At 68.5% G+C, this 12398-nt stretch carries 10 protein-coding genes; 7 read left to right on the top strand and 3 right to left on the bottom strand.

Annotated features, from left to right (window positions below; translation table 11 throughout):
* The first annotated feature begins 199 nt into the window (after positions 1 to 199).
* The gene (locus tag BLV72_RS45880) at positions 200 to 430 is read left to right on the top strand and encodes a hypothetical protein (RefSeq protein ID WP_093469997.1); all 231 of its coding nucleotides are present in this window, start codon (positions 200 to 202) and stop codon (positions 428 to 430) included.
* 58 nt (positions 431 to 488) lie between these two features.
* On the opposite strand, the gene BLV72_RS45875 is transcribed toward BLV72_RS45880, so the two are convergent.
* Positions 489 to 1109 (bottom strand): TetR/AcrR family transcriptional regulator, encoded by a 621-nt coding sequence (locus BLV72_RS45875; protein ID WP_093469995.1) that lies wholly within the window; start codon positions 1107 to 1109, stop codon positions 489 to 491.
* A 239-nt stretch (positions 1110 to 1348) separates the two neighbouring features.
* Here BLV72_RS45875 and BLV72_RS45870 point away from each other — a divergent pair, with 239 nt between their 5' ends.
* The 3 genes from BLV72_RS45870 to BLV72_RS45860 all read left to right on the top strand — a co-directional run bounded on the left by BLV72_RS45870 (position 1349) and on the right by BLV72_RS45860 (position 5595).
* Positions 1349 to 2221 (top strand): SDR family NAD(P)-dependent oxidoreductase, encoded by an 873-nt coding sequence (locus tag BLV72_RS45870; RefSeq protein WP_093469992.1) that lies wholly within the window; start codon positions 1349 to 1351, stop codon positions 2219 to 2221.
* Positions 2218 to 4293, top strand: coding sequence for an acetate--CoA ligase family protein (locus tag BLV72_RS45865; protein ID WP_093469990.1), 2076 nt, complete (start codon positions 2218 to 2220; stop codon positions 4291 to 4293). Before BLV72_RS45870 ends, BLV72_RS45865 begins: the two co-directional genes overlap by 4 nt.
* A gap of 129 nt (positions 4294 to 4422) precedes the next feature.
* Positions 4423 to 5595, top strand: coding sequence for an acyl-CoA dehydrogenase family protein (locus tag BLV72_RS45860; RefSeq protein WP_093469987.1), 1173 nt, complete (start codon positions 4423 to 4425; stop codon positions 5593 to 5595).
* Positions 5596 to 5793: 198 nt separating this feature from the next.
* Here BLV72_RS45860 and BLV72_RS45855 read toward each other — a convergent pair whose 3' ends face one another.
* A complete protein-coding gene (locus BLV72_RS45855; protein WP_093470925.1) occupies positions 5794 to 7002 on the bottom strand; it encodes an RNA-guided endonuclease InsQ/TnpB family protein in 1209 nt (402 codons plus the stop codon).
* Between the two features lie 152 nt (positions 7003 to 7154).
* Here BLV72_RS45855 and BLV72_RS45850 point away from each other — a divergent pair, with 152 nt between their 5' ends.
* From BLV72_RS45850 to BLV72_RS45840, 3 genes are all read left to right on the top strand, one after another.
* The gene (locus tag BLV72_RS45850) at positions 7155 to 7913 is read left to right on the top strand and encodes an enoyl-CoA hydratase/isomerase family protein (protein WP_093469984.1); all 759 of its coding nucleotides are present in this window, start codon (positions 7155 to 7157) and stop codon (positions 7911 to 7913) included.
* A gap of 79 nt (positions 7914 to 7992) precedes the next feature.
* Positions 7993 to 9489 carry a purine-cytosine permease family protein gene (locus BLV72_RS45845; RefSeq protein ID WP_208905971.1) on the top strand — a complete coding sequence of 499 codons (1497 nt, stop codon included), beginning with the start codon at positions 7993 to 7995 and terminating at the stop codon, positions 9487 to 9489.
* 184 nt (positions 9490 to 9673) lie between these two features.
* A complete protein-coding gene (locus BLV72_RS45840; RefSeq protein ID WP_244321346.1) occupies positions 9674 to 10906 on the top strand; it encodes an ATP-grasp domain-containing protein in 1233 nt (410 codons plus the stop codon).
* Here BLV72_RS45840 and BLV72_RS45835 read toward each other — a convergent pair.
* The gene (locus BLV72_RS45835) at positions 10818 to 12209 is read right to left on the bottom strand and encodes a hypothetical protein (RefSeq protein ID WP_093469982.1); all 1392 of its coding nucleotides are present in this window, start codon (positions 12207 to 12209) and stop codon (positions 10818 to 10820) included. The genes BLV72_RS45840 and BLV72_RS45835 overlap by 89 nt on opposite strands.
* Positions 12210 to 12398 lie beyond the last annotated feature (189 nt).

Below are 12398 nucleotides of genomic sequence, written 5' to 3'. Positions count from 1 at the left end.
GTGCCGTGGGGAGCCAGGGTAGAGCCCTGGCCACGGAACGGTACCGAACTTGCCGGAACACCGCCGAACGGCCCACGACACGCGCGAGCGTTCGGCCGAACACGGGTGCCCGTTCGGTGGTGGCGGCTCCCTGATCAGGGTTCTGCGGAGTTGTTCGATCCGTGCAGGTGAAGGCACCGCACACTCTCAGAGTTGGAGCATGACCAGCACTCAGCCGCCGCAACCGGTCCATTCATCACCGAGCGATTCCGCCCCAGCGGAGCCGTTCCTGTCCGTTCACACCACCGTCGTCCTGCTCACCGCGCTCGTCATCGGCCTCGTCATCGGTGGCCTCACCGCCCTTACCGGCGTATCCGTGCCCGCCGCCGTGATCGCCGGACTGACCAGTGCGGGCGCCGGCGTTCCCGTTTTGCGCACACTGATCCAGTGATCCCGCCCCGGCCGATCCCTCTCCCGCCGATGCCGCGCGGCGTGGTGCCGGGTCCGGCTCAGTGTGCGTCGGCCACCAGCTCCTGGTGGACGAAATCCACCAGGAGTTCGCGCATGGTGCCGATGGTCATGCCGGGCACTCCGGTCAGCACCTGGATCGCCGCGCCGTCGGTGAGTGCGGTCAGCCGCAGCGCGACGACATGCGGGTCCGCGTCCGCACGGAAGACACCCTGCCGCTGGCCTCGCTGCACGATCCGGCGGACGGTCTCCTGCCAGCGTGCGTAGTACTCGTTGTGGGCCGGGCGGAACTCGGGGCGGATGGTGGCCTCGGCCCAGTACTGCAACCAGATGGCCCACTCGTCCCGGACCTGGCCGACCCGTGGCAGCTGCATGTCGATCAGCTTCAGCAGCCGCTCGTGTGCGTTGTGAACGGCGCGCAGTTGGGTGGACTGGCGGGCGAACGCCCGGTCGACGCAGTACTTGAGGGCCTCTGCCAGTACGTCGTTCTTCCCCGGGAAGTAGTAGTGCACCGTGCCGGTGCTGGTGCCGCAGACCTTGGCGATGTCGGAGATGCGCACGGCGTGGAAGCCGCGCTCGGCGATCAGCTGCCACGTGGCGTCCAGGATCCTCGCCCTGCGGTCCTCATCGGTCCTGGGCTCCGTCTTCGTGCCGGTGCTCACATCGTGTCCCCATTCCTCGGTCCTGGCTCCCCGTACGCGCCGGCGCTCAGCGTCCGGTCATGGCGCCCAGTGCTCGGTCATTCTGACTCAGGCGTCAGCTCCTCATCAAGTCCGGAGACCACGGTGAACTCCCTTTCTTCCCTGGGAATTTTCTCGCCGTACCCCCTTGACGTCGGTCTCGGTCGGAAGGCTAACTGACGCATCAGTCAAACCTTTGGCTCACAGATCGAGGAGGCTCTGTGCGGACTGATCAACCCGCGCCGCCGGGCAGCGGACTACGGCCGGATGTCCACACCGGCAAGGTCGCTCTGGTGACCGGCGGAGGCACCGGCATCGGCCGGGCCACCGCAGTGGACCTGGCCGCCGGCGGAGCGCGCGTCGTGATCTGCGGACGCCGCCCGGAGTCCCTGGCGGAAGTCGCCGATGAGATCGAGGCTCTCGGCGGCTCCTGCGTCACGGTGCCCGCGGACATCCGCGAGGAGGGCAGCGTCACCACGGTCGTCGGCCACGCACTCGAGGCGTTCGGCCGCATCGATGTCCTGGTCAACAACGCGGGCGGGCAGTTCTCTGCGCCCGCCGAGGAGATCAGCCCGGGCGGCTGGCGGGCCGTGCACCGGCTCGCCGTCGACGCCACCTGGGCCATGACCCGCGAGGTCGCCCGCCGGGCGATGATTCCGCAGCGCTCCGGCGCCGTGTTCTTCATCGCCTTCTCTCCGCGCCGCGGCATTCCCGGTTTCGCCCATGCCGCCTCCGCGCGGGCCGCGGTGGAGAACCTGGCGGCCGGGCTCAGCCTGGAGTGGAGCCGGTACGGCATCCGCACCGTGTGCGTGGCCCCCGGCACCATCGCCACCGGGGGCCTGGACGACCACTACACCCCAGAGGACCGGGAACGCTGGGAGAGGTCGGTGCCGCTGGGCAGGCTCGGCCGGCCCGAGGACGTCTCCGGCCTCATCTCCTTCCTCGCCTCCCCCCAGGGCTCCTACATCACCGGCACCACCGTTGTGGTCGACGGCGGGGCGGACGCCTGGGGCGCCGGGCACCCCGTGCCCGACCTCGCCACGCCGGAACCCGACCTCGCCACGCCGGACTCGTCCCCTAAGGACCACCCATGACCCTCTCCGCCACTGAGCGGCGCGTTCCGGAACGCGACCTCGGTCCGCTGTTCTCACCGAACGCGGTCGCCATCGTCGGAGCCAGCAACGACCAGACCAAATGGGGCAACTGGATCAGTGTGCAGGCGCTGCGCATGCGGCAGCGGCGCCCGGTGTACCTGATCAACCGCCGTGGAGAACCGGTGCTCGGCGAGCGCGCCTACCGCTCCATGGCCGAACTCCCCCAACGCGCCGACCTCGCGGTGATCGCCGTCCCGGCGGCCGGGTTCGAGTCGGCGGTCGAGGACGCGCTCGCCGCCGGGGCACGCGCCATCGTCGGCATCACCGCGGGCTTCGCCGAACTCGGCACCGAGGGCGAGGCGCGGCAGACGGCGCTGGCCCGGCGGGTGCGCGAGGCGGGTGCCGTCCTGCTGGGGCCCAACTGCCTGGGCGTCCTGGACAGCGGCAGCGAACTGTATCTCTCCTCCAATCCACTGCCGCCCGGCACGGTCGGGCTGATCTCGCAGAGTGGCAACATGGCCCTGGAGCTCAGCCGGATCCTGGCCGAGCGGGGACTCGGCTTCTCCCGCTTCGCCTCCCTCGGCAACCAGGCCGACCTCACCGTCGCCGACCTCATCCGGGCCTACACCGTGCACCCGGAGACCAAGCTGATCGCGGTGTACAGCGAGGACTTCGGCGACGGCCGCGACTTCGTGGCAGCGGCTGCCGAGGCCACCACGATGGGCAAGCCCGTGGTGCTGCTCACCGTCGGCGCCAGCGAGGCGTCCGTACGCGGGGCCAAGTCGCATACCGGAGCGCTGGTCAGCGACAGCTCGGTGATCGACGCGGCCTGCCGGGCCGCCGGGATCGACCGGGTGGCCAGCCCCCGTCAGATGGCCAGCCTGCTGGAGGCGCTGCATCTGTTCGGCGCTGCCCCCGCCCGCCGGGTGGCGGTGCTCGCCGACGGCGGCGGCCATGCCTCGGTCGCCTGTGACCTGGCCGAGCGATACGGGTTGTCCGTGCCGGAGTTCGATCCCGAGCTGTCGCGGCGGCTACGAGACCATCTGACGCCGTCGGCGGGGGTGGGCAACCCGGTGGACCTCGCGGGCATGGGTGAGCGGGATGTCACCTCCTTCGCCCGGGTGCTGGGCGATCTGCTCGACGCGCCGGACACCGACTCCGTGCTGATCACCGGCTACTTCGGCGGCTACGGCGAGTACAGCGCCGCCCTCGCCGCCGCCGAAATCGAGACCGCCGCCGAGATGGGCGAGCTGGTACGCGACCGCTGCAAACCGGTGGCCATTCACACCATGTATCCCTACAGCGACGCCGCCGAGGAACTGCAGCGACGCGGTGTGCCCGTCTTCCGCGCCATCGAGGAAGCGGCACGCAGCCTCGGGATGCTGGCCCGGCGCACCCCCGCCGACCCCGCGCTGCGCCCCCTGCCCGACCCGGCACAGCCCGTGGCGGATGACGGCTATTGGAGCGCACGCGAGCTGATCCGCGCCGCGGGTGTGCACTTCCCGGCGGCGCGCCTGGTCACGACGGTGGACGAGGCCGTGGAGGCGGCCCGCGAGATCGGTGGCGGGGTCGTGGTCAAGGCGCTCGGCCTGCTGCACAAGTCCGACTCCGGTGGGGTCGCGCTCGGGCTGGAAGGCGATCCGGCGGTCCGCACCGCCGTCGTCGACATGGCCGAGCGGCTGTCTCCGCCGGGGTACTGCGTCGAGGCCATGGCGGATCTGCGCGACGGTGTCGAATTGATCGTCGGCGTCCGGCGGGACCCCCGGTTCGGGCCGGTCACCATGCTCGGCCTCGGCGGGGTCACCACCGAGGTGCTGCGCGACGTGGCCTTCGCGCTCGCCCCGCTCACCCCCGGGCAGGCCAGTGAGCTCCTGGGCCGGCTGCGCTCCGCGGCCCTGCTGCACGGCGTGCGTGGCCGCCCCGCCGTCGATCTCGACGCACTCGCCCACACCATCGCCGTCATCACCGAAGTGGCGGCGGCCCATCCGGAGATCTCCGAGCTGGAAGTCAACCCGCTGCTCGCCACTGCGCGCGGATGCCAGGGCCTGGACGCCCGCATCGTCCTGGGCTGACACCTACACGGCTGACATTCACACGACAGACACCCACCGGCTGACACCCACCGGCTGACACCCACACGTAAGAGCGCTCGCCGGCGCCACATCACCTCGCGCACGGCACATCAACAGGAGGAAACACACGTGGAATTCGCCCTCAGCCCCCGTCTGGCCGAACTGAAGCAGCGTGCCGCCGGCCTGACCGGCAAGATCATGCAGTTCGAGGACGAGTGCGAGGCCAACAACGGTCTGCCGCCCGAAGCCCACGCCGTCATCCGCGACGAGGTGCTCGCCCATGGTCTGCAGGCCATCAACATGCCCGCCGAATGGGGCGGCGCAGGCCTCACCATCCTGGAACAGGTCGTCGTCCAGGACGAGTTGGGCCAACTCACCAACGCCCTGTGGGACGCGGTATGGCGGCCCGCCAACTGCCTCAGCGCCTGCACGCCCGAGCAGCGCGAGCGCTACCTCGTCCCGGACATCGAGGGCCGCCGCCGCGACGCGGTGGCCATCACCGAGGAACACGCCGGCTCCGACCCCTCCCGGATCCGCACCACGGCCACCCGGGACGGCGACGGCTATGTCCTGAGCGGCGAGAAGTGGTTTGTGACCGTCGGCGACGCGGCGGACTTCCTCATCGTCCTCGCCTATGTGCGGCCGGACAACGAGCCGACGATGTTCCTCGTCGACAAGGACACCCCCGGCGTCTCCGTCAAGCGCACCCCCCGCTACACCCACACCTTCGTCTACGAACACCCCGAGTTCCTCTTCCAGGACGTCCGGGTCGGCCAGGCCGCCGTGCTCGGCAGGATCGGCGAGGGGTACGACCTGACCCGCGACTGGTTCACCGAGGAGCGGCTGATGATCGCCGCGCGCACCATCGGCGCCGCCGAGCGCGCGCTACGGCTGGCCGTGGACTGGGCCAAGGAGCGTGAGCAAGGCGGGGACGTACTGATGAACCGCCAGCTCATCCAGGGGATGATCGCCGACTCGGTGACCGAGATCGCCACCAACCGCGCCTTCACCCACCAGGTGGCCTGGGAGTTCGACCAGGGTGGCGACCGCAAGACCCTGCACGCCAAGGCCGCCACCGCCAAGCTCGCCGCCTCCGAGGCGTCCAACCGGATCGTCGACCGCTGTGTGCAGATCTTCGGCGGCCGCGGCTATATGCGGGACATGCCGGTCGAGCGGCTGTGGCGCGAGCTGCGGGTGGACCGGATCTGGGAGGGCACCTCCGAGATCCAGCGGCTGGTCATCGCCAACGAGGTCGGCAAGCGCGGCCTGGACGACCTGCTGTCCTTCACCGCCGGGAGCTGACCGGCGCCATCCGGAGGCAGGGGCCGTACGGCCACCCCGGGTCGTACGGCCACGCCCACTGCCGTACGGCCACACCGAACGGCCCCTGCCGCCGGGCACCCCACCGCCGCGCCGCCCGAACACCCCGCGTGGCAACGACCCGCAACGTCCTTCAAGCACCGAGGCAGGAGAAGCACCAGCGCCTTGACGCTCTCCCGCCTAAAGGCGGGAGATTCCACGGGTCGCCCCGTGGAGTTCCTGCTTCGTCGCCGACTGCCCGCCCGGAGTTCTCCGTTGAGGTCTTACACCGGCTCCACAGGCCGATACTGCCCGTCCGGCAGCCAGAAGGTTCTTCGCCGCGTTCACGTCACGGTCATGGGTGACGCCGCAACCACACGTCCAAATGCGGACGTGCAGCGGCATCGCCTCGGCGAGGGCGCCGCAGGCGGAGCACAACCTGGAGGAGGGGAAGAAGCGGTCGACCGCGATCACTTCCCGTCCGTACCAGGCGGCTTTGTACTCCAGCATGCTCCGGAAGTCCGACCATGCCGCATCGCTGATGGCGCGGGCCAGGCTCCGGTTCCTGACCATGTTCCGCACGGTCAGGTCCTCGATCACGAGCGTTTGGTTTTCACGCACGAGACGAGTGGTCAGCTTGTGCAGCCCGTCACGCCGACGGTCGGCGATCCGGGCGTGGATCCTGGCGACCTCGCGCCGGGCCTTCGCCCGGTTCGCGGACCCCTTGGCCTTCTTAGCAAGGCGCCGCTGGGCCAGGGCAAGCCGGGCACGGTCACGGCGCTCGTGCCTGGGGTTGGCGATCTTCTCTCCGGTGGAGAGGGTCAGCAAGTGGTCCAGGCCGACGTCGATACCGACCGCCGCACTCGTCGCGGCCAGGTGCCTGACACCGGGGTCCTCGCACAGCATCGAGACGAACCAGCGGCCTGCCGCGTCCTGGGACACCGTCACCGTGGACGGCTTCGCTCCCGAGGGCAGAGGGCGGGACCACACGATGTCCAGTGGCTCCGCCATCTTCGCCAGTGTCAGCTTCCCGTCACGGAAGCGGAAGCCGCTGGTGGTGTACTCGGCGGACTTCCGGGACTTCTTCCGCGACTTGAAGCGCGGGTACTTCGCCCGCTTGGCGAAGAAGTGGGTGAACGCCGCCTGGAGGTGCCGCAGTGTCTGCTGGAGCGGGACCGAGGAGACCTCGTTGAGATAGGCCAGTTCCTCGGTCCTCTTCCACGCCGTCAGCATTGCCGACGTGGCGTTGTAGTTGACCCGCTCCTGCCGGGCCCACGCCTCGGTCCGGGCCGCGAGCGCCATGTTGTAGACCTTCCGGACACACCCGAACGTGCGCGACAGCTCGGCCGCCTGCGCATCCGTCGGATAGAAGCGGTACTTGAACGCCCGCTTCACACATCCCGTGGCCACGCTCACAAGCTAGCGGAGCCACAAGTAATGCCCAAATCCGCCGGTCAGGGCACGGTCCTTCGCCCTGATGGCGAAGCCCCGCTCCTCACCCTGCTCCGCAGGAGTCCGTTTCCTCTCCGCAGCGAACGGCGGAGTATCCACGGAGGAACCTGATGACCATCACCGACACAACGCCCACCGCCTCCCCCGGCGCCGGCACCGTGGAGATCGAGCGCACCGGCGAACACCACGACATCGCCGTCCTCACGCTGCGGCGCGAGCGGAAGCTCAACGCGCTCTCCACCCATCTGGAGTCCGTCCTGCTCGACGCCCTGCGCAGCCAGGAGGTGCGCACCAGCCGGGCCGTCATCGTCACCGGAGTGCCGCGCGCCTTCTCCGCCGGGGCGGACACCGGCGAACTGCGCGAGATGACCCCCGAGCGGATCGCCGAGTATTACCACTCGTCCGGCGCCGTGTACGAGACGTTCGCCGCCCTCTCCCAGCCCACGGTGGCGGCCCTGTCGGGCTACTGCATCGGCGGTGGACTGGAACTGGCGCTGGCCGCGGACATCCGGGTGGCCGACCCGGACACCGTCTTCGGCCTGCCCGAGGTGGGCATCGGCATTCTGCCCAGCTCCGGCGGGGTGACCCGGCTGGTGCGGGAGGTCGGACCGGCCCGCACCCGCGATCTGGTGCTGCGCGGCCGCCGCTTCGAGGCGCCGGAGGCGTACGCCTGGGGGCTGATCGGCGAGATCGCCGAAGGGGGCGGCGCACGGCAGAAGGCGGTGGAGATCGCCACCGAGCTGGCCGCGCAGCCGCGGCTCGCCGTTTCGGTCGCCAAACAGGTGATCACGGCGGCCACCGATGCTCCACGCGAGGCGGCGTTGCTGCTGGAGCAGCTCGCGTACGCCGCGCTCAACCGAACCGGCTGAACCGCTCCGCCGCGACCACGACCGTCAGGGGGGATCCGCAACCACACGCCCATCCACGCTCGCGCCCAGGAGAAACCGTATGGCAGTCAGCACCACCAAGGAGACCGGGGCACCGGACACGTCGGGCGCCGCCCGGCACCGGCCGGTCATCGAGAGCCGGTCGATCGACTATGTGCCCCTCGCCGAACGCCACGGCAAGGTCTGGCATCTGTTCCCCGTCTGGTTCGCCGGGGACGCGCATTTGGCCACCATCGCCACCGGTGCGATCGGGGTGGCACTCGGCGGCAATCTGATCTGGACGGCCATCGCCATCGTGCTCGGCAACGCTCTGGGCACCTTCTTCATGGCCTTCCACTCCACCCAGGGCCCGCAGCTCGGGCTGCCTCAAATGGTGCAGTCCCGGCCGCAGTTCGGATTCGTCGGCGCGCTGCTGGTGTGGGTCGTGGCACTGGTGACGTACATCGGCTACACGGCCTTCAACCAGGTGCTGGTCGGTTCGACGATGGATCACCTGGCGGACGCTCCCCCGTCGGTCAGCTATATCGCCTATGCCGTGATCGGCATCGTGCTCGCCGTCGTGGGATATGACTTCATCCACAAGGCGTCCCGGTGGCTGACGTATCTGACGGGCGCGGGCCTGGCCGTGTTCTCCGTGGGCATCGTGGTGGTCGCCCCCTTCAGCGCGGACCAGCTCGATCTGAGCGCCTTCACTCTCGCTCCCTTTCTGATCCAGCTGTTCCACGCCGCCGTCTACCAGCTCTCGTGGTCCATCTACGTCTCCGACTACTCCCGCTATCTTCCGCCGACGGTGGGGGTGCGCTCCTCGTTCTGGTGGACGTACCTGGGTGCGGGCTTCGGTGGCGCGTGGATGATGCTGGTGGGGGCGGTGGCCGCGGGGCTGTTCCCGAAGCTGGGCCTGGTGGATGCCGTGGTCAAAGCCGGTGACCAGCTGTTTTCCGGTTTCGGTGTCGTGCTGTTGCTGTTGTCGGTGATCCCGCTGTTCACCATCGGCACCCTCAACTTCTACGGCGGCAGCCTCACACTGCTCTCCAGCATCGATTCGGTGAAGCGGGTCCCGCTGACCCTGGGAACCCGCATCGCCACACTGGTGGTCATCGGCGTGGTCTCCACCGGGCTCGCCTTCAGTGCCGACGACGACTTCCTGACCACCTTCGGGGACTTCCTGATCGTCCTCGGCTACCTCTTCACCCCGTGGACCGCGGTCAACCTGATCGACTTCTATGTGGTGCGGCGTGGCCGCTACTCGATCCGCGAGATCTTCAACCCCCGTGGCGTCTACGGCCGGTGGAACTGGCGTGGGCTGACCGCCTATGGCGTCGGCTTCGTCTCGATGCTGCCGTTCGCCGTGATCGGCGACGCGGAGGGGCCGCTCGCACACTGGGTCAGGGGCGCCGACGTCACCATGCTGGTCGGACTCGCCGTGTCGTCCCTGCTCTATCTGGTGCTGTGCCGCTCGCTCGACATCGACACCGAGCGCGCCGTCATCGCGTCCGCCGACGCCGGTCTCGACCCGGATCACGCCGGACACCAGGTGGACGCCGGGCACCACGCATGATTCGCCGGTGAGAAGAAAAGACATGGGCGATCCATGCCATTCACCACAAAGATTGCTTGTGATCTACATCACAGGCAACACCTGCGCACCTCTGTGAAATGATGCCACCCGTATTGGCATCGGATGACGGTATGGCGCATCGCTTCTTCAATGTTTTGGCCAGCCGTAACCGGGGGAGACAAGAATGCCGACGATGATTGTCATCGGACATAGGGACGGTCTGGACCAGGCACTGCAGCGCCGAGGCCTGGATCCCTTCTATATCGTGCAGGCGCCGGCGAGCACACCGAAGGGCCGCCGCTTCAGGTGTGTCGCCGATATGGAGAACGCCCAGGAGATATTGCGCGCAGTGCTCTCCGCACACCTCGATGATGTAGCAGGAGTGCTGACCGTCCATGAAATGGGCGTCTTCGGAGCAGCCTACGTGCGGCAGGAGTTGGGCCTTCCCGGAAACACCGATTCGAAGGCAACGCTCTATTTCCGGGACAAGTACCTGCAGAAGAGCAAGCTGCCGCTGCAGGTCAAGCGAGCGCGCTGCCGATATGTGCCCGTCGGTACGTCCTTCACGGATCTTGCCAGCGACCTGGGCGATGTCTTCGTGATCAAGCCGGCGACCGGCGCCGGCGCCCTTCGCACCGGCATCGTCCGGTCCCCGGACGAGTACGCGCGGGCCGTGAAGCCGTTCTCCGGGCAGTCGGATGTGGAGATCGTCGCCGAGTCCTTCATAGACGCCTCGGAAGTCTATATAGACGGCATCTGGAAGAGCGGCGACCTTCAATGGTCGTCCATGAGCCGCAACCACATATCACCGCTGAGCGCCGTGCAGGGCGGCGTTCTGGCCGCCCATATATTGGACAGAAAACGGTATTCATCGCTGTTCCAGCAGGCGGAGGCGCTCGCCAGGCAGGCGCTCACCGCCCTCGACGCACCGGATTGCGTGTTTCATCTGGAAGCGTTCACGGAGGACTCGGGGCTCACGTTCGGTGAGTGCGCCATCCGTCTCCCGGGGGCGCTCTCCCCTCAGGTCAACAAGCTGACATTCGGCGTCGATCTCTTCGACGTCGAAATCAGTCTCGCGCTCGGGGAAGAGGTGACCCAGCCGCTGGACAGCGGTGACCCGGATCGCTTCTACGGCTACATCCTTCTCCGTCGCCCGAAGAGCGGCAAGCTGACGCAGAGCGATTTCGAACGCCACTTCTCTTTCGATGAGATCCAGTATTCCTCGTCACCTGATGCCCCGGTCGGGCCGTATGGCCGCGTGGGACAGGCGATCGTATCCGACCAGGATGAGCTGAAGCTGCAGCGGACGATCGAGGAAATCGTGCGATTCAACGAGGCCGGCAGCGGATATCCCGAGTCCCCGGGCGAGCAGTCTCCGACGGTGTCGGCGAAGCGGGAAACGCCGGACGCGTCGTGAGCGGCGAGGGCGCTTCCGGGAAGGAGAGAGAAGACCATGGCAGACGAGCAGGCCAAGGCGGCGGACAGCACCGCCGTCGAAATGCACGACCGCGTCCCGCTCCCGGGCCGCATCGACCAAGTGTCGCCCGGTCCCGGGCACCCGCGTCGGCGCAGACGCGAGCCCATCGTGCGAGTGCCTGTCCCCTCGGGCCGGGCTCCTCCACGGATCGGACCAGCCGCTCTGCCCACTCGGTGTCGCCCGTCAGAGCCGCTGCCTTCACAATGCCGATGGTGGGCCAGGCCCGGCGTGCTGGTTCGGCGCTTCCGTCGACCGCCTTCTCCGCGTACAGGGCCAGGGCGCGGGCGCGCTCCTGGTCGCCGACCAAAGCCAGGGCACAGGCCAGGCTGGTGAGCTCGTGGGCGCCTGCGAAGAGGTCGACCGTGGCCCGAACAGCACTTTCGGCCGTCTGCGCCAAGCGACGGGCGAGAACGTTGTCTCCTGCCTCGACGGCGGCTCCGGCTGCCGTCGCGAAGCCCTCCGCCCGACGGCGGGCGTCGGTGACCTCCCGCAGCAACATCTCAGCCCGGGCCGGTTCGCCGAGCAGGGCGAGAGTCTCTGCGATGTCGGCGGTCGCGCCCTCCCTCTCCTCGCCTTCGGGCAGTTCCGCAACCGCACGCGAGATACCGGGCACCAACTCCCGTACCCAGCCGGGGTCGCCCTTCCGCATCACTGTCAGGGCCATGCCCGAGAGTGCGCGGGCACGCTCCTTGACAGAGATGACTCTGTCTAGCAGTCGGCATGCCCCGGCACGGTCGTCAGTTAGGGCCAGAGCCGTGGCGAGCGAGGCGAGGGTACTATCCCGCTGCTCTGTGTCGGTGAGGGCTTCCACCTCGCGTTCAACCTCATGCGTGAGCCGCTGTAGATCATCCGGGTCGAACGCTTCGGTGGCCACTGCGGCCGTCATTCCCAGCGCGGTGGACCGCCCCGGCGGATCCGCTTCCTCGCGGGCGGCTGCCGCGGCGTCGTGCGCCAGGCGACGGGCCCTGTCTTGATCCCCCAGTGTCACGAGGGTGGCGGCTGAACCAGCCAAGGACAATGCCCGCTTCACGGGCTGCGAAAGGGTGCGGCCCATCTCCTCCAGTTCGCGGGCCAGGTACCGGGCCTGTGCGGGTTCCTCCAACTCGGCAGCGCCAACAGCAAGTGTGGTGAGTAGCACCGTCTGCTGGTGGGAGTGTACGAGGCTGCGGGCGATCTCCTCTGCGGCGTACATCAGGTCCCGGGCCCGTTCCCGGTCGCCGTTCTTGGACGCGACCTCGGCCATCACGCCTAGGGCGTGTTGTGAAAGTGCTGGTCACAGCCACTCATTGATGGCGGCGACCAGCACGGTCGCTTCGTAGCGAACGGCACGGCTTGATGCCCTGCGGCAGCAACGGCTCCCACAACACATGATCATCAACGAACAAAATTTACTTTCGCAGCAGACCCTAGTAGGACTCCGTTAGGTTCGCCT

Source organism: Streptomyces melanosporofaciens, from assembly GCF_900105695.1.
In the GTDB taxonomy this organism is placed as follows: Bacteria; Actinomycetota; Actinomycetes; order Streptomycetales; family Streptomycetaceae; genus Streptomyces; species Streptomyces antimycoticus.
This window is presented reverse-complemented; position numbering and strand designations above follow the sequence as displayed.

Excerpts from the sequence above, each read along its gene's own strand:
- BLV72_RS45880 (WP_093469997.1), top strand. The coding sequence starts at position 200 with ATGACCAGCACTCAGCCGCCGCAACCGGTCCATTCATCACCGAGCGAT.
- BLV72_RS45865 (WP_093469990.1), top strand. The coding sequence starts at position 2,218 with ATGACCCTCTCCGCCACTGAGCGGCGCGTTCCGGAACGCGACCTCGGT.
- BLV72_RS45850 (WP_093469984.1), top strand. The coding sequence starts at position 7,155 with ATGACCATCACCGACACAACGCCCACCGCCTCCCCCGGCGCCGGCACC.
- BLV72_RS45845 (WP_208905971.1), top strand. The coding sequence starts at position 7,993 with ATGGCAGTCAGCACCACCAAGGAGACCGGGGCACCGGACACGTCGGGC.
- BLV72_RS45840 (WP_244321346.1), top strand. The coding sequence starts at position 9,674 with ATGCCGACGATGATTGTCATCGGACATAGGGACGGTCTGGACCAGGCA.
- BLV72_RS45835 (WP_093469982.1), bottom strand. The coding sequence starts at position 12,209 with ATGGCCGAGGTCGCGTCCAAGAACGGCGACCGGGAACGGGCCCGGGAC.